General features: G+C 58.0%; 16 protein-coding genes and 1 tRNA gene. 12 read left to right on the plus strand and 5 right to left on the minus strand.

Going from position 1 to position 21,601, the window contains the following annotated elements; translation table 11 throughout:
* The first annotated feature begins 173 nt into the window (after positions 1-173).
* A complete protein-coding gene (locus tag GVI59_RS03075) occupies positions 174-947 on the plus strand; it encodes an SDR family NAD(P)-dependent oxidoreductase (protein WP_173572847.1) in 774 nt (257 codons plus the stop codon).
* 122 nt (positions 948-1,069) lie between these two features.
* Positions 1,070-2,044: a glucokinase gene (locus tag GVI59_RS03080; protein ID WP_173572848.1), complete on the plus strand. Its 975-nt coding sequence runs from the start codon at positions 1,070-1,072 to the stop codon at positions 2,042-2,044.
* A gap of 301 nt (positions 2,045-2,345) precedes the next feature.
* Here GVI59_RS03080 and GVI59_RS03085 read toward each other — a convergent pair.
* Positions 2,346-2,419 (minus strand) — tRNA-Cys (locus GVI59_RS03085).
* A gap of 218 nt (positions 2,420-2,637) precedes the next feature.
* Here GVI59_RS03085 and GVI59_RS03090 point away from each other — a divergent pair.
* The 6 genes from GVI59_RS03090 to GVI59_RS03115 all read left to right on the plus strand — a co-directional run bounded on the left by GVI59_RS03090 (position 2,638) and on the right by GVI59_RS03115 (position 10,134).
* The gene (locus tag GVI59_RS03090; RefSeq protein WP_173572849.1) at positions 2,638-3,363 is read left to right on the plus strand and encodes a protein-L-isoaspartate O-methyltransferase family protein; all 726 of its coding nucleotides are present in this window, start codon (positions 2,638-2,640) and stop codon (positions 3,361-3,363) included.
* Positions 3,364-3,505: 142 nt separating this feature from the next.
* Complete coding sequence (locus GVI59_RS03095) at positions 3,506-4,945, plus strand: TolC family outer membrane protein (RefSeq protein ID WP_173572850.1); 1,440 nt, start codon at positions 3,506-3,508, stop codon at positions 4,943-4,945.
* A gap of 23 nt (positions 4,946-4,968) precedes the next feature.
* On the plus strand, positions 4,969-5,925 hold the full coding sequence (locus GVI59_RS18965) for a DUF2497 domain-containing protein (protein ID WP_242012915.1): 957 nt from the start codon (positions 4,969-4,971) through the stop codon (positions 5,923-5,925).
* Between the two features lie 144 nt (positions 5,926-6,069).
* Entirely contained in the window at positions 6,070-8,763 is a 2,694-nt protein-coding gene (locus tag GVI59_RS03105; protein WP_173572851.1) for a valine--tRNA ligase, read from the plus strand.
* A gap of 229 nt (positions 8,764-8,992) precedes the next feature.
* The gene (msrA, locus tag GVI59_RS03110) at positions 8,993-9,538 is read left to right on the plus strand and encodes a peptide-methionine (S)-S-oxide reductase MsrA (RefSeq protein ID WP_173572852.1); all 546 of its coding nucleotides are present in this window, start codon (positions 8,993-8,995) and stop codon (positions 9,536-9,538) included.
* Between the two features lie 221 nt (positions 9,539-9,759).
* Positions 9,760-10,134, plus strand: coding sequence for a hypothetical protein (locus GVI59_RS03115; RefSeq protein ID WP_173572853.1), 375 nt, complete (start codon positions 9,760-9,762; stop codon positions 10,132-10,134).
* Between the two features lie 219 nt (positions 10,135-10,353).
* Here the strand turns inward: GVI59_RS03115 and GVI59_RS03120 are convergent, their stop codons facing one another.
* On the minus strand, positions 10,354-10,827 hold the full coding sequence (locus GVI59_RS03120; protein WP_173572854.1) for a YbaK/EbsC family protein: 474 nt from the start codon (positions 10,825-10,827) through the stop codon (positions 10,354-10,356).
* A 55-nt stretch (positions 10,828-10,882) separates the two neighbouring features.
* The gene (locus GVI59_RS03125; RefSeq protein WP_173572855.1) at positions 10,883-12,547 is read right to left on the minus strand and encodes a dihydroxyacetone kinase subunit DhaK; all 1,665 of its coding nucleotides are present in this window, start codon (positions 12,545-12,547) and stop codon (positions 10,883-10,885) included.
* A 149-nt stretch (positions 12,548-12,696) separates the two neighbouring features.
* On the opposite strand from GVI59_RS03125, the gene GVI59_RS03130 reads away from it, so the two are divergent.
* Together GVI59_RS03130 and glyS are read left to right on the plus strand one after the other, a co-directional pair.
* Positions 12,697-13,599 (plus strand): glycine--tRNA ligase subunit alpha, encoded by a 903-nt coding sequence (locus GVI59_RS03130; RefSeq protein WP_173572856.1) that lies wholly within the window; start codon positions 12,697-12,699, stop codon positions 13,597-13,599.
* Positions 13,600-13,602: 3 nt separating this feature from the next.
* Positions 13,603-15,678, plus strand: a complete 2,076-nt coding sequence (gene glyS / locus GVI59_RS03135) for a glycine--tRNA ligase subunit beta (RefSeq protein WP_173572857.1) — start codon at positions 13,603-13,605, stop codon at positions 15,676-15,678.
* Positions 15,679-15,767: 89 nt separating this feature from the next.
* Here the strand turns inward: glyS and pdeM are convergent, their stop codons facing one another.
* Positions 15,768-16,433, minus strand: coding sequence for a ligase-associated DNA damage response endonuclease PdeM (pdeM, locus tag GVI59_RS03140; protein WP_173572858.1), 666 nt, complete (start codon positions 16,431-16,433; stop codon positions 15,768-15,770).
* The gene (locus GVI59_RS03145; protein WP_242012916.1) at positions 16,430-18,859 is read right to left on the minus strand and encodes a ligase-associated DNA damage response DEXH box helicase; all 2,430 of its coding nucleotides are present in this window, start codon (positions 18,857-18,859) and stop codon (positions 16,430-16,432) included. Before GVI59_RS03145 ends, pdeM begins: the two co-directional genes overlap by 4 nt.
* A 68-nt stretch (positions 18,860-18,927) precedes the next feature.
* Between GVI59_RS03145 and GVI59_RS03150 the strand changes: the two genes are divergently transcribed.
* Positions 18,928-19,950: a ligase-associated DNA damage response exonuclease gene (locus GVI59_RS03150; RefSeq protein WP_173572859.1), complete on the plus strand. Its 1,023-nt coding sequence runs from the start codon at positions 18,928-18,930 to the stop codon at positions 19,948-19,950.
* Complete coding sequence (locus GVI59_RS03155) at positions 19,947-21,539, plus strand: cisplatin damage response ATP-dependent DNA ligase (RefSeq protein WP_173572860.1); 1,593 nt, start codon at positions 19,947-19,949, stop codon at positions 21,537-21,539. Before GVI59_RS03150 ends, GVI59_RS03155 begins: the two co-directional genes overlap by 4 nt.
* The last annotated feature ends 62 nt before the right edge of the window (positions 21,540-21,601 follow it).

Here is a 21,601-nt window from a genome sequence, read left to right on the forward strand (position 1 = left end):
TGCAAACACGCGGTTCCGCGCGATACCATAACCAGCACCTTGCTCTCGGTGCGTGAAGGGCATTGGACATACCGTTGAAAGAAACCGCTGCCAACGTGAAACGACACAACAGATTGTTTCCGTTTTCCTGCTTTTCATCCATCAGAACGTCCGGCGCGACAAGTCACGCACCGATGAAACCGATTCGTATTCTCATCACAGGCGCTTCAGGTGGGATCGGAAAAGTGCTTGCCTGCGATTACGCGCGGCCGGGCAATACGCTTGTCCTGTGGGGCCGCAATGCCGATCGTCTTCAGGATATTTCACGAATTTGCAGGGAACGTGGCGCTTCTGTCCTGACACGGGAAATCGACCTGTCTGATGGTCATGCAGCCATCACGGCCTTTCGCGCTGATGATGACGTGACACAGTTTGATACAGTCATACTCTGCGCCGGTCTGTCCGATATGAAGACCGCTTCGGAAAAAACGGAACGAGCCGAAACCGTTCTGGAACTCGGGCTTGTCAATTACGCCGTGCCTTCCGCCCTCACCATGGCGGCGGCTGACAGGATGCAGGCGCGAGGCGGCGGAAAAATCGCGTTGATCGGCTCCGTAGCCGCCTATCATGACCTCCCTTTTGCTGCCGGTTACGGTGGATCGAAGGCCGGTCTGTCCCGATTCGCAAGCTCTGCGCGCATCGCGCTTGCTCCGCTGGGGGTGAACGTGGTCCTGATTGCGCCGGGCTTTGTGGATACCGCCATGAGCCGCCGCATTATCGGTCCCCGCCCCTTTCTCGTCACGCCTGAAGCAGCGTCCCGCCACATCATCGCCGCTCTTGCCCGCAATACGGGAGAGACAATTTTTCCCTGGCCATTCCGGCTGTTGCGGCTGATTGACCGTTTCACGCCCGGGATTATTCGGAGTGCGATCATGTCACGCATCACAGCAGACCAGAAACCACGCTAGTCTCCCTTCACCAAACCCGCCTCATAACAGACATTCTGAAAACCACCCTTTTCGGAACACCTTATCTACCCTGAGGTACAGCGCGTTTTGTCCCTGATGAACAAAAAGGAAGCCTGCTGATCATGGAAGAGATCGTCGTCGCCGATATCGGCGGAACCCATGCGCGTTTCAGCATTGCGACAGTGAGTCAGGGACGTGTCAGTTCACTTGATGCGCCGATGATCCTGAATGTGGCGGACCATGACACGCTGGAAAGCGCCTGGAGCCATTTCCGCCAGAATCTGGGGAAACCTCTCCCCCGTCGGGCCGCTCTGGCGGTTGCCGCCCCGGTTCAGAGCGAGATTCTGACGATGGCGAACAATCCATGGGTCATTGTCAGAGCGGATCTGGCCGATCAGCTGGCGGTCGACAATCCTCTTCTGCTGAATGATTTTGAAGCTGTCGCTCATGCGGTGGCTCACCTTGATCACGACCATCAGCCCTATCTGTGTGGCCCCGATCATCCGCTCCCAGAGAATGGAACCATCCTGACGATTGGACCGGGAACGGGACTCGGCACGGCCAGCATCATCCGGCATGGAGGAGAAACCCTCGTGCGGGGCGCGGAAGGTGGCCATATCGGCTTCAGCCCTTGCGACGATTTTGAAGACCGTCTGCTTGATCGGCTGCGCGCCATCTACGGACGCGTCTCGGCCGAGCGCGTGATTTCAGGGCCGGCGATCATTCATATCTGCGGCCTTGTCGCCGACGATATGGGCGAAGTGAATCGTAATCTGGACGACAAGCAGCTCTGGACACTGGCTCTCGAGGGCCATGATCAGGTCGCCATGCAGGGAATGGTCCGGTTCTGCCGACTGCTGGGATCATTTGCCGGCGATATGGCTCTTGCCCATGGCGCTACAGGGATCGTCATCGCCGGGGGGCTGGGGAAACGTCTGATGAACGTTCTGCCCCGCTCGGACTTCTTTCATCGTTTCATTGAAAAAGGTCGCTTCGAAACACTGATGCGGAAAATCCCCGTCAGAATGATCCACTACCCGGAGCCGGGTCTGTTCGGAGCGGCTTCAGCCCTCGCCTGTCAGATGGCGAAGGAATGACGCCTGCCTGAATTGGTCAGGCAGAAAGAGGTTCTGCTCCATATCAGGCCCTGACAAGACGAGTTCATTGCGTCCCGGTCCGCATATCCACACACGACAGGAACACACCTGTCGTGACTGACATTCTGTTTACCGGATAACGACATTCACTGCTTCGTGAGAATCTGCTTGAGGCCGCTTTCTGGTGAAGCGGAGCCTGAGAGCAGATAAAAGACAGCGCTTCGCTGTGCTACAAACAGGCTCTGCTGTTTTGTAAAGCTGCGCTGTTTTTTGTCTTGTTTTCCGGGGAATTAGAAGCACCTGGAGGTCCGGGCGGGAATCGAACCCACATTCGCGGATTTGCAGTCCGCTACATCACCATTCTGCCACCGGACCTCATCGGTGTCAGCGCTATATCTCTCACGTCTCGTGGCGGGTCAAGTCCTGTCTGTCATTCCTGTGCCAGTCGTGTCTGCTCAACCCATTGTCAGCACAGTTTACGCTACAATCGGTTGACGCAGGGCTTCGGCTGGGTTTTGTCATTGTCATATAATGATCCTGGAGCCGCTGTGTTTCCACGGAGACCACACAGACTGAAACGGAACATCGCCATCATGACCTATGCCGCAGACCGGGCCCTGACCTCCGTGACGGCTCCGTATTCCCCCGAGACCAACCCGGTGGCTTTGGCTTTCGATGATTCCCGGCAGCGGATGGTTGATGATCAGGTGCGTCCACTGGAAGTAAACGATCCCCGCATCATTGCGGCAATGCGGGTTCTGCCCCGTGAAGACGCCCTCCCGGAAAACGAGCAGGAATTCGCCTATTCCGATCTCACGCTTCCGCTCGGAAATGGTCGTTACCTGCTACAGCCGATGGTCACCGCGCGCTTCGTTCAGATGGCAGATGTTCAACCGGGGCAGCGTGTCCTCGTGGTCGGCGCCGCCACAGGATATACCGCAGCCCTTGTCGCGATGCTTGGCGCAGAGGTGATTGCGCTGGAAGAAGATGAAGCTCTTCTCGCAATCGGCACGTCATTTACATCTCGTGCGTCTGTCGATGTATCGTGGTCACAGTCGTCTCTTGCCTCTGGCGCCCCCGAAAGCTCACCGTTCGATCTGATCCTTTTTGACGGAGCCATTGAGGAAATCCCGCGTTTCTGCAGCACGCAGCTGGCCGAAAACGGTCGTGTGGCCGGGATACTGCGCCCGAATGACGGCACGTCTTCCGCTTTTCTCGCCGAGGCGGAAAAGGATGAAGGATGGTCCGTCCGCCGCTTTTTCGATGCTGATGTTCCGGTGCTGCCAGCCTTTGAACGACCTGCAGCGTTTGCATTCTGAGGAGGGAAAGCACTACTGCTGATATAAAATTCCGATGTGGCAATCTGCGGTTAAGTAGAATAGTGGAAAATCCGACATCAGCGTGGCATAAGCTCTCAACTCCGGTCGAGTGTGCGGAGCAGGTATCAAAGAGAGAAGTTACATGAAACATTCCTGCCACTTGGGTTTGGGACTGGCAGCTCTACTGTGCAGCTCGACAGCCATGGCCCAGAAATATGATGGCAGCGGCGAGCCCAGTTTCATTCCCCACACGCTGGAGGAAGCTCTTTCTGTTGCCTACCTGACCAACCCGACACTTCAGCAGGAACGTGCGACACTGCGGGCGACGGACGAAAACGTCCCCACAGCGCTTGCAGGCTGGCATCCCACAATCAAGGGACAGTTCAATCCCAGCTACTATAAGGGTAGCAACAACTATACCGGCGATCCGGCGCAGGGCATTGCAAGCTATCAGCGCAAATACAGCACGTTCGGTTATGCCGCGAACGTGTCCGCCACCGAGCCGATCTATTCTGGCGGCAAGACGACAGCCCAGACCCATCAGGCCGTCAACAAGGTCATGGCCGAAAGAGCCAAGCTGATCTCCACGGAACAGCAGGTCTTCATGAGCGTTGTGAACGCTTATGTCGGTGTAATTGAGGATGAGCAGCTTCTCCAGTTGAACATCAACAACGAACGCGTGCTTGAGCAGCAGCTCAAGGCCACCAACGAACGTTTCCGCGTTGGTGAAATTACGCGCACCGACGTGGCGCAGGCCGAATCAGCCTATGCGAGCGCGAAAGCGACCCGCCAGCAGTCTGAAGGAACGCTCCAGACCGCGCAGGCTACCTATATGCAGGTTGTGGGGATGGCGCCGCCGCCCAACCTCGTTCCTCCCCAGCCACTCGTGCTTCCGGTCAAATCGGAGAACGAAGCCGTGGCCATGGCGGTGAAGAACAATCCTGACGTCATCACCGCGCTCTTTACCGAATCGGCTCAGAAAGATGCTGTGGCGGTCGCCATGGCGGCTCTGATGCCGACCGTAGCCGCGTCCGTCGCCTACATGCGTCAGGTCAACCAGCAGCTGGGCGGTCAGACCAATGACGACAAATACGCCACGCTGGATGTGACCGTCCCCATTTACCAGGGTGGATCGGAATATTCGGAAGTCCGACAGGCCAAACAGCAGGCTCAGGCCTCCAGTCGCGCTGTTGACGTGCAGCGCCGGACGGCTGCGCAGGCTGCCGCGTCAAACTGGCAGCGTCTGGTGTCTTACAAAGCTGCTATCGAAAGCAATCACGCCGCCATCAAGGCCGGTATGGTCGCTCTTGATGGTGTGGAACGACAGGCTATTGTGGGTACGAGCACTGCTCTTGAAGTGCTGCAGCAGCAGAGCACCCTCCTTCAGGCGCAGGTCGCGCTTGTTCAGAGCCTCAGTAACATGGTCACGTCCTCTTATAACGTCGCCTCTGCTATCGGGCGCTTGACAGCACTTGATCTGCATCTGAACGTGCCGCTTTATAATGAGAAAGCCTACTATAACGCGGTTAAGGATCGTTTGTGGGGGCTGAATGACTATGCGTTGGATCAGCCCGGACGATAAGCGCGGCGTGGAAAGGTTTTTTAATGACAGAGAATAACGACCCGCAGCAGTCGGAAAACGGTTCCATCAACACTGTTCTGAGTTCCATCCGCCGCATTCTACAGGAAGGAAAAGAGGCGCACGCTGTCTCCCAGCAGTCCACTGCACCTGAGCTCCAGACGCCCGCACAGCCGGAACCGAAGTCCGAGGAAGCAGTCGCTCCACCTGCACCATCTCCGCAGGACGACGATGACAGCGTGCTCGTGCTCGATTCCTCCATGTTTGCACCTGAGGAAGAGACGGAATCACATGAGCATACGGAACAGGAGCAGCCTGCCGCGCCTGTAGAAGCGCATGCACCAGTTCCCCTTCCGGCGGAACCTGAACAGAAAGCGGAGCAGAAACCGGAACCGGAGCCAGAGCCGACACCTGAGCCGCCTGCGCCTGTCGCTGAAGCGCCGGCAGAGCCAGAACACGTGACTGCTCCCCCACCATCTCCTGCACCTGAACCGGAACCTGTTTCCGCTCAACCTGCAGAGACACATGAATCGGTGACGGCAGAAACCGAATCTCATGTCCCCGTCCCTACCCTGCCAACACCAGTACCTGTAGTTCCCCCCTTGTCTCCACCCGAGCATCTGGTGGAGAATATCGAGACACAACAGGCTAGGACCAGAATGAGCGAGAACAGAACCCCGGCGGAAACCGCCGCCGGCTATTCCGACTCTGATGCACCGCAGCCCGTACAGATCGCTCTGGACAAGCAGACTGTCGGTGCTACGGAGCATTCTTTTGGTGCGCTGCAACAGATGCTGCGCCGCAAACAATCTTTTGAACACAAGGAGAGACGAGTGGCTATCACGCGTGGTGGAAACCTGACCATCGAAGACATCGTTCGCGATGAAGTGCGCGCATTCCTGAAGGAATGGCTTGACCAGCATCTGTCCGGCATTGTCCAGCAGGCTGTTCAGAAAGAGATCGAGCGTCTCAGCGACCGCTGATCTTTCTGTCCCGGCCTGACTGACTGACCGGCAACGGTTCAGGATGGCTGGTCAGAGACCCGCTCAAAGCGGTATGAAGAAACGCAGCGCGGCATAAGCGCTGCGTTTCTTTTTGTTCAAACACCTTCCATCTGGTTAGAGGCGATGCTCAGCAAAACGTTTCAGGCGACGGACACCGAAGCCCAGCTCTACGAAACCTGGGAAACTGAGGGACGGTTCGCTGCCGATCCGAACAGCAAGGCCACGCCTTTCACCATCATGATCCCGCCGCCCAATGTCACCGGCACGCTCCATATGGGGCATGCGCTGACCATGACGTTGCAGGACACGCTCATCCGCTGGCAGCGCATGCAGGGGCGCGACACGCTCTGGCAGCCCGGCACGGATCACGCGGGCATTGCGACCCAGCTTGTCGTTGAACGTCAGCTTGCGGGTGAAAACACCACGCGACAGGAACTTGGTCGCGAAGAATTCCTCAACCGGGTGTGGAAATGGAAAGGTGAATCCGGCAGCGGCATCACCCGGCAGCTTCGTCGCCTCGGCTCGTCCCTCGACTGGTCGCGCGAACGCTTCACCATGGATGACGGACTGTCCAAGGCCGTCAAGGAAGTCTTCGTCACGCTCTATCGTGAGAAGCTGATCTACCGTGACCGTCGCCTCGTCAACTGGGACCCGCATTTCCGGACCGCCATTTCCGACCTCGAGGTCGAGAACAAGGAAGTGCGCGGCAATCTCTGGCACATCCGCTATCCGGTCGCGGACTCTGAGGGTGAATCCATTGTCGTCGCCACAACCCGTCCGGAGACCATGCTGGGCGATACGGCTGTCGCCGTGCATCCCGAGGACGAGCGTTACAAGGCTCTGGTCGGACGTTTTGTTGTCCTGCCGCTGACCGGTCGCCGTATTCCCATCGTTGCCGACACCTATTCCGATCCGGAAAAAGGCACCGGCGCGGTCAAGATCACCCCGGCGCATGACTTCAACGACTTTGAAGTCGGCAAGCGTCATGACCTGCCGATGCTGACAGTGCTGGATGAAGGCGCTGCCGTTACGCTCGCGGAAATCGAGGACGATCTTCACACCGTTGAAGGTCTGGCCGATCCTGCTTTCGTGCGCGGTCTGGAAGGCAGATCCCGCGAGGACGCCCGCAAGGCCATTGTCGCCGAGTTGGAAACGCTGGGTTACCTCGTCGAGATCGAGCCGCACACCAATCAGGTGCCGCACGCCGAGCGTGGTGGCGCGGTGGTCGAGCCGCGCCTGACGACACAGTGGTACTGCGATGCGGCTACCCTCGCCGGTCCGGCGATTGAAGCTGTTGAAAAAGGCGATGTCACTTTCGTGCCGCGCCAGTGGGAAAACACGTTCTTCGCCTGGATGCGGGACATTCAGCCGTGGTGCATTTCCCGCCAGCTTTGGTGGGGGCATCGTATTCCAGCCTGGTATGGCCCGGATGGCGCCGTTTTCGTCGGATATGACGATGCCGACGCGAAACAGCAGGCGAAAGCGCATTACGGCGAAGACGTCGAACTGACGCAGGATGAAGACGTGCTGGACACGTGGTTCTCCTCCGCGCTGTGGCCGTTCTCCACCCTCGGCTGGCCGGATAAGACGCCGGATCTGGCCCGCTATTATCCGACCGACGTGCTTGTCACCGGCTTCGACATCATCTTCTTCTGGGTCGCCCGGATGATGATGATGGGCCTGCACTTCATGAAGGATGTGCCGTTCCGCACCGTCTTCATTCATGGTCTGGTGCGCGATGAGCGCGGCCAGAAGATGTCCAAGAGCAAAGGCAACGGTATCGACCCGCTGGAACTGCTCGACCAGTACGGCGCGGATGCGGTCCGCTTCACCATCTGCGCGCTGACCGGCGTCGGACGTGATCTGAAGTTCGGTCCAAAGCGTGTCGAAGATCACCGTGCGTTTGTGACCAAGCTGTGGAATGCCTCGCGCTTCTGCGAGATGAACGGTGTGAAGCCGGTTGAGGGCTTCGATCCTTCGACCGTGCAGAGCCCGCTTGGTCGCTGGATCATCTTTGAAGCGTCCAAGGCCATCAGCGAGGCGACCAGCGCGCTCGAAGCCTATCGTTTCGATGAATATGCCGGCGCGTGCTACCGCTTTGTCTGGAACCGTTTCTGCGACTGGTATCTGGAACTGACCAAGCCGCTGTTCTCGGGTGACACAACACCGGAAGCCGATGAACTGCGCGCCGTCACGGCCTGGGTACTGGAGACGATCCTGCGTCTGCTTCAGCCGATCATGCCGTTTGTCACTGACACGCTGTGGCACGAGTTCGGCTATGGTCCGCGTGGCGAGCTTATGGGTGCGAAATGGCCGGTTCCTGTGACCGTGCCGGGAGCCGAGGCGGCTGTTGAGGAAATCGACTGGCTGACGCGCTTTATTTCCGAAATCCGCACTGTGCGTTCGGAAATGAACGTGCCCCCTTCCCGTCTGTCGCCTGTGCTGCTGAAGGACGCATCGACCACCACGCAGGATCGCGCCACACGCTGGAAGGAAACGATCGGCCGCATGGCTCGTGTTTCCGAAATCGGCGTTCTGGACGGCGATGTGCCGAAAGGCTCGGCTCAGGCGGTGCTTGATGAAGCGACGCTGGTTCTGCCGCTTGCCGATATCATCGACCTTGACGCTGAACGCGCCCGATTGGCGAAGGAACTGACCAAGGCGGAAGGTGAAATCCAGAAAACCGAGCGCAAGCTGGGCAATGCGGACTTCATCGCCCGCGGCAAGCCGGAGGTTGTTGAGGAAACCCGCGAGCGTCTGGTGACCCAGCAGGGTGATCGGGATCGCCTGAAGGCAGCACTCGCCCGTCTGGGGTGAGTGCTGAGTTTCTTAGGCAGATAAAAGTTTTTGGTGAAGCTTTTTTCAAAAAGCTTTGAAGAACGTCGCCTTTTTGAAAAAAGGCGACATCCAAAAACTTCTTCTGTTTCCGATCAGGGTGTTGTGGGAAACAGCTTCTGCTGACTTACTTTATGTGTGAGTGACGGGGGAAACTCTGTCACCTACATGAGGTTAAGACCTTCACAGAATGAACTGACAGGACCACACCATGACTGAAACAGCGATACTCGGAGGAGGATGCTTCTGGTGCGTGGAGGCCGTGCTGGTCTCCATCAACGGTGTCCTGAGCGTGCAGTCCGGCTATGCGGGTGGCAAGACCGAAAACCCGACCTATAAAGAGGTCTGCTCCGGCCTCACCGGTCATGCGGAAGTCGTGGAAGTCATCTTTGATCCGGCGGTGATTTCCTATGCCCAGCTTTTGCGGATTTTCTTCACGCTGCATGATCCGACCACGCTGAACCGGCAGGGGAATGACAGAGGCCCCCAGTATCGGTCGGTCATTTTCTGGACCAGTGAAGAACAGCGTGAAACGGCGGAAACTGTCAGGCAGGAAATCGAACAGTCGGGCCTGTGGAACGAGCCGCTGGTTACGCAGATCGAACCGCTGACCACATTCTGGCCAGCGGAAGCGGAACATGATGACTATTTCAGGCGCAATCCTGACAATGGGTATTGTCAGGTTGTTGTTGCGCCGAAAGTTGTGAAAATGCGGAAGGTTTTTGCGAGTTTGCAGAAAAGACCGGATAAAAGCTGATTGCACTAAAAGCTTTGAACGATTTTATGTTTAAAAAGCTGATTCTATCTATAAATAGTCTTTTTTAAGGGAAGAAGACCCTATGTATTTATAAAAACCAAATTGTGTTTTGCAACATAATTAAGGGATTTCGACAAACAGACACTCGAAAAATTAGAGATAAAAAACAGGTTGCAAAACGGAGCACGGGAAACAAAATCCAATTTTTGTTTAGGTGAGAAATGTCAGAGAAATTTTCTGAAGCATTAAAATATTTAGATGGAAATAATTTATATGGCATATGGAACGACATTAATTCCGATGTAGAAATCAATATTCACACATCAGAAGCTATAAAAAATCTTGTAGATTTTTTTGAGTTTGCCATTCAGAAAAATCTTATAGTAGAATACGATATTGAGAAAAAAATAGCTAAGTTTTCTGGGGACTCTCCATCCGTAGTTTCTCGTAGAATATTAGGGAATTTTATAACACACAATAACAACCTTCCTGAAAAAAATCCTCTATCAGATAATGATTTCTTTTGCTATTTACTTTACAAAACAGGATGGGCCATTTTGAAAAATGGGACCAAGTTGATAACACCTGATGTATAGTATTTTGTTGTGATTGTCCAAACCCCTTAATCTGGTTAACCCTCGCATTTCGACCGAGCCTGTTTCCATTTCGAAGACTTACTCCATGTCCGTCGAGGGAAGCTTGCGGACCGTCTGCTGCGGAAACTGTCGCTCAGAAGTTTTTACCTCGATAAAGGGGTGAAAGCAGAGATATCTACAAATGGTATAATCGCATTCCGAAACAGACCTTCCTCCCCCTCACTCCACGACCATATCCTGACTAACATCCACCCACCCCGCCTCCACCAATTCCGCCAGTCGCGCCGGTGTCAGCCGCACGGAACTCGTGAGCGAACCTGCCGCCGGATAGACCACGTCAAACGCTTTCAGTGAAACATCGCAATAGACTTTCATCGGCTGCGGCAGACCGAACGGGCACACACCGCCTACGGGATGGCTGGTGAGTTCCAGCACCTCCTCAGCGGGAAGCATTCTGGGACGTGCGCCGAAGGCGGCCCTGGTCTTGCGGTTATCGAGGCGTGCATCTCCGGCCATGACGACAAGAACCCGCTCGTCGCCCACCTTGATGGCCAGTGTCTTGGCGATCTGGCCTTCCTTCACGCCCAGCGCCTGAGCCGCCAGAGGGACGGTCGCCGTGCTCGCGCCCTGATCGATAATCTCCACGTCGGGCGCGTTGGCGGCGAAAAAGGCTTTAACGGATTCAAGACTCATACTTCATGCCTCTGGCAACGGGGTTCCCGAAACAGCGGGAACCCTTCTTCAATCATCACGATGCAGACATGGCTTCCAGCAACCGGGCGATCGCCTCCGCGCCGGGGTCCGGCACGTCGTGCATCTGGCTTTCCGGCACGTAGGACGCACGCCCGGCCTGAGCCTTGCCCATCTTTCTGGTGGCGTCGGCCCCCTTGCGGGCCGCTGTTGCGGCGTCCCTGAGCGAGCCGCCATCAGCCAGCGCTTTCAGGGCCGGATCAATCGCGTCGATCATGGTCCGGTCACCCGGCTTCGCGCCTCCCAGTGTCTGCATGGCCTCCAGTCCTTCCTGAAGCGCCACGGCCCATGATGACGTGCTGCGGCCTGCTGTCGAGAACAGAACCGACAGAAGAGCCCCGCTGGAACCGCCAGTATGACGGGTCAGCACGCGCCCGATGGTGCTGAACAGCGCGTGCGGGTCAGCGAGAGGCAGACGGTCCAGCGCATTGAGGATTTCCTTTGCGGCTTCAGCAAAGGTCGAGCCTGCGTCGCCATCGCCGATCTTGGCGTCGAGCGCGTTGAGACTGTCCGCGTTCCTGATCAGGGCCTCGGCCCCCGTGCGCATCAGGGCTTCCAGTTGCGGGTTGGAAGACGGCGCTGTTTCGAAGGTTTTCGGAAGCGATGGCATCTTGCGCAGAGCGGGCTTGCCGAAAGTCGCCACGCCGGGCCATGCGGGCGGCTCGACGGACGCCTTCAGCGCTTCGGTAATGTCATCTGTCAATTCAATGACGGTCAGCGAAAAGCCGTTCATATCCAGAGCCGTCATGACGGGTGCTGGCCCGATGATGAGTTCGACCTGCTGAGCGAGGGGTGTTTTGGCGAAGGCTTCGAGCAGCAGCGTCATTTCAACAGGCGGCACGCTGCCGAGCATGTTGAGCAGAAGGGCGTATTTCTTTTCACCACCGGAAAGCGCCTTCTGAAGCGCGGCTGCCGCCTGCTCCATGAGGTCGTCCGCCCTGGCGACGTCGATCTGCTGGGCGCCCGGCTCGCCGTGGATACCCAGTCCGAGTTCGGCCTGCCCCTTCTCCAGCCGGGTTTCATGCGCGGTGTCGTAGGCGTTGCAATCCGTCAGGGAGAGACCGATCGACGAGATTTTCTCTGCGGCTTCCCGCGCCTTTCGGGCGACGACATCCAGAGGCTCGCCCTGTGACGCAGCATGACCGGCAATCTTCTGGACCAGCACGGTTCCGGCCAGCCCGCGCGGATAACGGCTGCCGGGAAGAGCGATGTCGTCGCCCACGATCACCGTTTCGACGGGAATACCCATGTCGCGGGCCTGCTCGGCGGCCAGCGTGAAGTTCAGGCGGTCTCCGGTGTAGCTCTTGATGACCAGCAGGCATCCGGTTTTGCCGGAGACGGCCAGAATCGCGGCCAGAACGGCGTCGACGCCGGGTGACGCGAACACGGAACCGCACACTGCGGCGTCCAGCATGCCCTCACCGACAAATCCCGCGTGGGCCGGTTCGTGACCAGAGCCGCCACCGGAGATGATCGCCACATGCTCCGGATTCCGCTCCTTGCGCAGGACAACCTTGATCTCCGGATAGCCGTCGAGACGGCAGAGGTGCTGCCCCATGGAAGAGCGCAACAGGCCGTCTAGCGATTCCGTCACCAGAGTTTCACGGGAGTTGAAGAAGCGCTTCATCGGCACGGTCTCTTTCTTTTTGTTTGTCCCAGTCATGCCCTCCTGTCCGCCTGGAGACAAGAAACAGCACTGCGATCTGCCATTCCCGCAACGCACGACCGTCCGCTTCGGCTCCTTTCTTTCCGTTCTGGTCTCATCACTGTATGGTGCCCGCCCCTGCATATAAGCGGAGCTTGTTAAGTCCCATGGACCCGGCGTCCCCTCGCCCTACCGGCAAACCCCTGTCGTTTCAGGATCTGATCCTGACCCTCCATCGCTTCTGGTCGGCCCAAGGGTGCGCCATTCTCCAGCCCTACGACATCGAGGTCGGCGCGGGCACGCTCTCCCCGCACACCACGCTGCGGGCTCTGGGCGACACTCCGTGGAAGGCCGCCTATGTGCAGCCGTCCCGCCGTCCATCTGACGGGCGCTATGGCGAGAACCCGAACCGGCTCCAGCACTATTACCAGTATCAGGTGCTGCTGAAGCCGACGCCGGAAGAGAGCCAGCAGCTTCTGCTTGAGAGCTATCGCGCCATCGGAATCGACCCGGATCTGCATGACATCCGTTTTGTCGAGGATGACTGGGAGAACCCGACCATCGGCGCATGGGGTCTGGGCTGGGAAGTCTGGTGTGACGGCATGGAGGTGACGCAGTTCACCTACTTCCAGCAGGTCGGCGGCATTCCGGTGTCGGTCCCTTCCACGGAGCTGACCTACGGGCTTGAGCGCCTCGCCATGTATGTGCAGGGCGTCGAGAACGTCTATGACCTCGCCTTCAATGACGCGGGTCTGAAATATGGCGACGTGTTCCTGCGGGCCGAGCGCGATTACTCGCGGCATAACTTTGAACTGGCGAACACGGAGATGCTCCATCGCCACTTCATCGACGCCGAGAAGGAGTCCGTGGCGCTGGCGGAAGCTGGCGTGGCCCAGCCTGCTTACGATCAGTGTCTGAAGGCCAGCCACCTGTTCAACCTGCTCGACGCGCGCGGCGTCATCAGCGTGAGCGAGCGCGCTTCCTATATCGGTCGCGTCCGCACGCTGGCGAAACTCTGCTGTGAAACCTGGCTGGCCGAAGAAGCCGCCACAAAGAAGGTGGAGGGCTGAGTCATGGCTGAACTTCTGCTCGAACTTCTCTCGGAAGAAATCCCGGCGCGCATGCAGGAGACGGCTGGCGAGGATCTGGCCCGTCTGTTCGGAAAAGCCTTCGCCGCCCTTAACCCGCGTGAGGTAAAAACCTTTACCGGTCCACGTCGGATCGCCCTGACCTGTCAGTTGAACACCGAAGTTCCCGCCGAGACCGTTGCTGAGCGTGGTCCACGCGAGAGCGCACCGGAACAGGCTCTGGCCGGGTTCACGCGCAAGCACGGTGTGAGCAAGGACGATCTGGTTCTGGAAAACGGCTTCTGGGTGTTGAACCGCCAGACGTCCGCCATCTCCGCCGAGGTCTCTCTGGCCGAGCGTCTGCCCGAGATCCTGCGTCAGTTTCCCTGGCCGAAGTCGATGCGCTGGGGGACCGGAAGCAGCTTTACATGGGTGCGCCCGCTGCGTCGCATCCTGTGCGTTCTGGACGGAACGGTTGTGCCGTTCTCACTGGCGACGGACACGGATACCGGTCATGGCCTGAAGAGCGGCAACCAGACGGAGGGGCATCGCTTCTTCCCGGTTGGCTCCACATGCGCCGAGCCGTTTGCGGTCAAGGGTGTCGCGGACTGGCGCGAGGGGCTGAACAGCCGTCGCGTGATGATCGAGGCGTCTGACCGTCGTCAGGCCATTGTCAAAGGCATCAACGAACTTGCCGGACAGGAAGGGCTGAACATCGCTCCCGACGCCGGGCTGGTGGACGAAGTCGCCGGACTGGTCGAGTGGCCGGTGCCGCTGCTTGGTCGGATCGACGAAACATTCATGGAGCTGCCTGCCGAGGTGATGCAGGTCTCCATGCGCGTGAACCAGCGCTACTTCGCGCTGCGTCACAGCGACGGCACCGCCGCTCCGCGCTTCGCGTTCGTTGCGAACATCGAGCCGACTGATGGTGGGGCGCAGGTCATTGCCGGTAACGAGCGCGTGCTGCGCGCCCGCTTCTCCGATGCGCGTCATTTCTGGGATCTGGATCGCAAGCAGACACTTGAGTCGCGTGTAGCGGGTCTCGACCGCGTTACGTTCCATGCCGATCTCGGCAGTCAGGGCGAGCGCGTGAAACGGCTTGTGCGTCTGGCGGAAATCATCGCGCCGATGGTGGGAGCGAACCCCGCCCACGCTGCTCGTGCCGCGCTGCTGAGCAAGAGCGACCTTTCCACCGGCATGGTTGGCGAATTCCCCGAGCTTCAGGGTGTGATGGGTGGTTATTACGCCCGCCATGACAAGGAAGTCGGCGAGGTCTGCACCGCGATTGCCGAGCAGTATATGCCGCGCGGTCCTGCTGACAGCGTGCCGACGGCCCCGGTTTCCATCGCTCTGGCGCTGGCAGACCGGTTCGACATGCTGGTCGGGTTCTTCGCTGTCGGCGCGAAGCCGAGCGGCTCCGGCGACCCGTATGGTCTGCGTCGCGCTGCGCTTGGGATCATCAACCTGATCCGCACCAACAGTCTGCGTCTCGATCTGGTGGCGCTGTTTGTGAAGGCGTCCGAGGCTCTGCCCCCTGCCCTTCAGAATGCACCTGATCTGGATCTGCTGCCCGGATTCATCGCCGAGCGTCTGCGCGTGCAGCTTCGCAGCGAGGGCGCGCGTCACGACATTCTCGCCGCCATCTCGGTCGGGAATACGGACAGCGATATCGTCCGCCTGCTGGCCCGCACCGATGCGCTGGCTTCCATGCTGGCGACGGAGGACGGCAAGAATCTGCTCGCCGCGACCAAGCGTGCCGCGAACATCCTGCGGATCGAGGACAAGAAGGACGGTCCGCACGAAGGTACGCCCGATGCCTCGCTCTATATACAGACAGAGGAAATCGCTCTGGCCAATGCGCTGGGTGCGGTCATTCCCAAGGTGGAAGCAGCCTTTGGCGAGGAACGCTATTCGGACGCGATGCGTGAGGCCGCCAGCCTGCGCTCCGTGCTGGACACGTTCTTCGACAAGGTGACGGTGAATGCCGACGATGCGCAGGTGCGTGGCAATCGTCTGAAGCTGTTGTCGGAACTGGTGCGGATGGCGCGCCTGATTGCGGATTTCAGCCAGATTGATGGGTAATCAGTTCACAGTCTGAGAAAAACGGGACGGTTCACGCTGTCCCGTTTTTTTAGTCCAGATCGACGGATTTCTCATGCAATCCGCAAAGACTACTCCACGCGGTAGACTTTATCGTTTCCCAACGCGAAACACATTCTGCCTTTCGGAAAAAGCGATTTTATCTGTGGGTGATTGATATCCAATCCACCCGTGTAGCTTCCACAGGCTGGCAATATCAGTCGATCTTTACTGGCGAGAAAGCATTTACGGCTCAGCCTGTGCCCCCTGATCCGCATCTGGATCTTGGGATGAAAATGTCCGGAAATTTCCGCATATCCTGACGGGATGTCATTGTAGGGGATATGGCGAAACAGCAGATTTCCGCATCTGAATTCTTCAACCCATTCCCCAGACAGGTCGTGGAATGGTTCGCTATCATGGTTGCCTGTAATCCAGACCATGTCTGTCTGCTCAGTGATACGCTCCAGCCTTTTCCGGTCTTCTGATGAGAGCCGACTGAAGGCATTCCTGTCGTGAAAACTGTCGCCCAGAGCGATCATTTTCTGCGGAGCGTAGTCTTTTACAAGCTCTTCCAGTTTTTCGAGCGTTGAAGACGTGTCACCCGGCGGAAGGAGCAGGCCATGCGTGCGTGCCGAGCTTCCCTTTTCAAAATGCAGGTCTGAAACAACAAGAATATTGTCGTCAGGAATTAAAACCGCGCCTGACGGCAACAGAAAAAGACGGTTTTCCCCAAGTGTAATTTCAGTTTTGCTCACGATTTCTCAGACAATCTGAAAAGCGCCTCCGCTTCAGCCAGAAGCGCCTCCTCACCAGAACCTCCTTTGATTTTTTCACGCCCCAGTTCAAGCAGCAAAGGCACCGCAAAAGGAGAAATCCGTGGCAGGCTCACAATGTCCAGTTTACCGCGCACCCGTCTGAGCATCGCCGAAAGCCGGTTGAGGTCGGTCAGTCCCGCTGCGGCCTGCATACGGGTTGCCCGCAGGAGAATGTGGTCGGGATCGTATTTGAGCAGAACGTCATACAGAAGATCGGTGCTCATGGTCATTTGCCGCCGACTTTTCTCACGACCGGGGAGATTACGGTCAACAAGCCCGGAAATCAGCGCCACTTCGCGAAAGGTGCGCCGCAGCATGGCGCTTTTATCGAGCCATTCCTGCAGGTTGTCGCCCAGCAACTGCTCGCTGAAAAGGTCATCAATATTTTCAGGCGGATGGACCGACCAGCATGCCAGCGCATAGTCATTTGCGACGAAGCCAAGAGGCGCAGCCCCGGTCTGTTCAAGTCTGTTCGTTAAAAGCATTCCCAGAGTCTGATGGGCATTACGTCCTTCAAAAGCATAACAGATCAGATAATATCTTTTCTTATAGGAAAATGTTTCAATCAGAAGTCCCTCCGGGGCTGGCAGACGGGAATAGCGTTCCTGTTTCTGCAGCCAGTTCTGAACCGTTTCAGGGAGATCAGACCACAGCGAGCGCGTACTCAGAATTGTCAGAACCCGTTTCGCCAGATTGGATGAGATGGACAGGCGATTGCCGCCATATACAGGCACACGGGGATTCTGCCCTCGACCGGCAGCGACCTGAACATTCGTGTCCTGCATGCCCAGAAATTCAAACAGCCCTCCACCAAGCAGGAACGTGTCACCGGGCAGAAGCGTGGACGCGAAAAACTCGTCTATCTCACCACAGTATTTCCCTTGCCGTGTTCTGACGCGCAGCAACGGAGAGGCGACAATCGTACCGATATTCATGCGATACTGTTTTATGATCTTCTCGTTACGGACCCAGATCTGGCCCAGATCGTTACGAAACAGACGTCGATGCCGGTCATAGGAACGCAGCGCATAACCGCCGTCCTCCACAAACCGGAGAACATCTTCAAAATCCTGAAGCGATAAATTCTGGTAAGGCGCGGAGCGGCGAACTTCTTCGTAAAGTTGCTTTGGATCAAACGGTCCCGCACACGCCGTGCCGAGAATATGCTGGGCCAGCACATCAAAGGTGCCTGCCCGTGGCGGCTCGCCATCCAGATCGTGTTGCAGAACCGCATCTCTGGCTGCTTCGCACTCAATAACCTCCCAGCGGTTGGCTGGAGCAATCAGGGCGCGTGACGGTTCATCCATGCGGTGATTGGCACGACCAATGCGCTGGGTAAGCCGCGCCACTTCTTTCGGCGCGCCAACCTGTATGATCTTATCGACATCGCCCCAGTCCAGCCCCAGATCGAGGGAAGAAGTCGCAACGACAGCCCGAAGCGCGCTGTTGGCCATGGCCTCTTCAATACGGGCACGGTGCGCCCCATCAAGACTGCCATGGTGAAGCCCGATTGGCAGATTGTCTGTATTCTCCTTCCACAGAGCCTGAAACAGAAGTTCAGCCTGCGCCCTGCTGTTTACAAAAACGATGGTCAGTCGGGCCTGCTGAATGGCTTTCAGAATGGCGCTCGCGCTTCCAAGTCCCATATGACCGGACCAGGGAAAATAGCCGCCGCTATCCGGCATGAGCAGACTGATATCCGGCGCAGCCCCTTCCTCCGCGATGATGGTCCGCACGTCGGAAGCTTTTCCGGTCGGCGACACCCAGGCGGCCATGGATGCAGGATGCGCCACGGTGGCCGATAACCCGCAGCATTGCAGCGCCGGCGCCATCGCATACAGGCGCGTGGCGCACAGGGCGAGCTGATCGCCTCTTTTGGTGCCTGCAAGCGCATGAACCTCGTCTATGACAAGACGTTTCAGCGATTGAAAATAGGCCGCCGCTTCCGGGTAGGACAGAAGCAAAGCCAGACTTTCCGGTGTGGTCAGCAGGATATGCGGTGGTGTTTTCTGCTGACGCCGGCGCTGGCTGGCGGAAGTGTCGCCTGTCCGCACCTCAACCCGAACGGGAAGCCCCATTTCAGCAACGGGTCGGGCAAGGCTCTGCGCGACATTGTTCGAAAGCGCTTTCAGAGGGCTGATATAAAGCGTGTGGAGATGGGGAGAAGGGTCCTTGTCGCCCGCAAGGTCGATCAGGCTTGGAAGAAAGCCAGCCAGTGTCTTGCCTCCGCCGGTCGGCGCGATGAGCAAAGCTGATACGCCATCCCGCGCCGCCTGGACTGTGGCAAACTGGTGACGGCGGGGCGTCCATCCCTGCCGGTCAAACCAGCTCTGGAAGAGCGGAGGAAGTTCTGTGATCATCTTCATGAGGAACGCACAGGCGTTTCAGGGGTTCTGTAAGAGAGAACAAATAGTGAGACAACAAAGGGTTGGGCATGGATTGGCTGGAACTGAAACCTGAAGGCCTGTTCTGCAAGCCGGGGAATTTTTATATTGATCCACTCCGTCCCGTATCCCGTGCGGTCATCACCCATGGCCATTCCGATCATGCCCGCCCCTATCACCAGCACGTCATCGGCACGCCAGAGACACTTGCCATCATGCGTTTGCGCATGGGCGAAGAGCGGGCAGGCGCCCACCAGCAGGCGCTGACATACGGCGAGTGTGTGACGCAGGACGATGTGCGGCTCTGGCTGGCGCCCGCCGGGCATGTGTTGGGAAGCGCTCAGGTGGTCTTGGAGTATCAGGGACAGCGCGCAGTCGTCAGCGGCGATTATAAACGGGCCGCAGACCCGACCTGCCGTCCGTTCGAAGTTGTTCCCTGCGATCTCTTTGTGACCGAAGCGACATTCGCGCTTCCGGTTTTCCGGCTCCCTGATCCCAGACACGAGATCGCCAAACTGCTCCATGACGTCAGGCTGTTTCCAGAACGAACCCATGTCGTGGGGTGTTATGCGCTCGGGAAATGCCAGCGGCTGATCGCCCTGCTGCGGGAGGAAGGCTATCACGAGCCTCTGTGGCTGCATGGTGCGCTGCTCCCGATGTGTCAGCTCTACGAAAGCTTCGGCGTGCCGCTGGGCATACTCAACTCCGCTACGGTCGCCCGCAAGGAAGAGCTTCGGGGAGGCATCGTGCTGGCCCCTCCCTCCGCCATTGCCGACCGATGGGCGCGACGGCTCCCCGAGCCGGTGGTGTGTCTGACGTCCGGTTGGATGCATATCCGACAGCGCGCCAAGGCGCGTGGGGTCGAACTTCCGCTCGTCATCAGTGACCATGCCGACTGGGACGCCCTGCTCGACACCTGTCAGGCGACGGGCGCGTCCGAAGTCTGGGTCACCCATGGCCGGGAAGACGCCCTGATCCACGCATTGGGACAGATGGGCATCAAGGGTCGTGCGCTCAGACTGGTGGGATATGAAGAAGAGGACGAAACGTCTTATGGGGAGGCTGCGGCATGATTGCCTTTGCCGCCCTGCTTGAACGTCTTGCCTTCACCCCATCCCGCAACATGAAGATTGCTCTTTTGAAAGAGTATTTCTCGATGGCGTCCGACCCTGACCGTGGCTACGCGCTGGCGGCCATGGCGGGCACTCTCTCCTTCGCGTCGGCCAAACCCGCGATGTTGCGGGCGCTGGCCATGGAGCGCATTGATCCGCAACTTTTCGCCTGGTCCTACGACTATGTCGGCGATCTGGCGGAAACGGTCGCCCTGATCTGGCAGGCGGACCAGAACGAATCTTCATATGCCCCACCTACTCTGACGGAAGTGGTGGAGACCCTTCGGGATATTACCAGAACAGAAGTCCCTGCCGTTATTACAGGGTGGCTGGACAGTTCTCACGTTTCTTCACGCTACGCTCTTCTGAAACTGATCACCGGTTCCCTGCGCGTGGGCGCATCAGCACGTCTGGCCAAAACCGCGCTTGCCGAAATGGCCAGTCTTACACCCGATGAAATCGAGGAAGTCTGGCACGGCCTGGAAGCGCCTTACACGCCCCTGTTCCACTGGATCGAAGGGAAAGGTCCACGGCCCGACCCGAAAGATGCTCCGGTTTTCCGTCCTCCCATGCTGGCTCAGCCACTTGAAGGCGTGGATCTCGCGACTTTTACCCCTTCTGAATGGCGTGCGGAATGGAAATGGGACGGCATCCGGGTGCAGCTTGTCGCCACCCCGGACGGAGAACGCGTTTACACCCGTACAGCAGAAGATATTGGCAAGGCGTTTCCCGAACTTCTGACTGTCATGAGTGACATTGGCAGTCAGGTTGTTCTTGATGGCGAACTTCTTGTGATTCACGATGATGAGGTCGCGCCTTTCGCCATCCTGCAGCAGCGCCTCAACCGGAAAGCACCGACTGCCGCCATGCTGCGAGACTATCCGGCGGGTGTCCGGCTTTACGATATTCTGTTTGAGGATGGAGAAGATCTGCGGTCCCTCCCCTTCGATCTCCGCCGCGCCCGACTGGAAAGCTGGTTTGCACGGGTGCAGCCGCCTCGTATGACGCTTTCGGAACTGATTCCGTTTTCCGACTTCAGTGAACTGGCTGTCCTGCGAGAGAATGCCAGAAGTGAAGGCATCGAGGGGCTGATGCTGAAAAAAGCTGACAGTCTCTACGTGCCCGGCCGCCCGCGAGGACCGTGGTGGAAATGGAAGCGCGAACCTCTGACAGTGGATGCTGTCGTCATGTATGCCCAGCGCGGTCACGGCAAGCGCAGCAGTTTCTACTCGGACTTCACGTTCGGCCTGTGGCGCACTGTTGAAGACCGGCGCGAGCTGGTCCCGATCGGTAAAGCCTATTCCGGATTTACTGACGAAGAACTGAAGTTTCTTGATAAATGGGTGCGTGATCACACTGTCGGGCGTTTCGGACCGGTCAGGGAAATCGAGAAAAATCTTGTGCTGGAAATAGCGTTTGACGCGGCACAGTATTCCAGCAGGCACAAGAGCGGTGTGGCCTTGCGGTTTCCAAGAGTGTCGCGCATCCGGCAGGACAAACCGGCGGATGAGGCAGATACGCTGGAGGCGTTCGTAACGGCGTTTCTTTGAGGAAATGCTGTTGCGACGCCGCGTAGAATAGCGGGCGGTGTGCAGCAAGCGTAGCGCCCGTC

Source organism: Acetobacter sicerae, from assembly GCF_011516765.1.
GTDB classification, from domain to species: domain Bacteria; phylum Pseudomonadota; class Alphaproteobacteria; order Acetobacterales; family Acetobacteraceae; genus Acetobacter; species Acetobacter sicerae.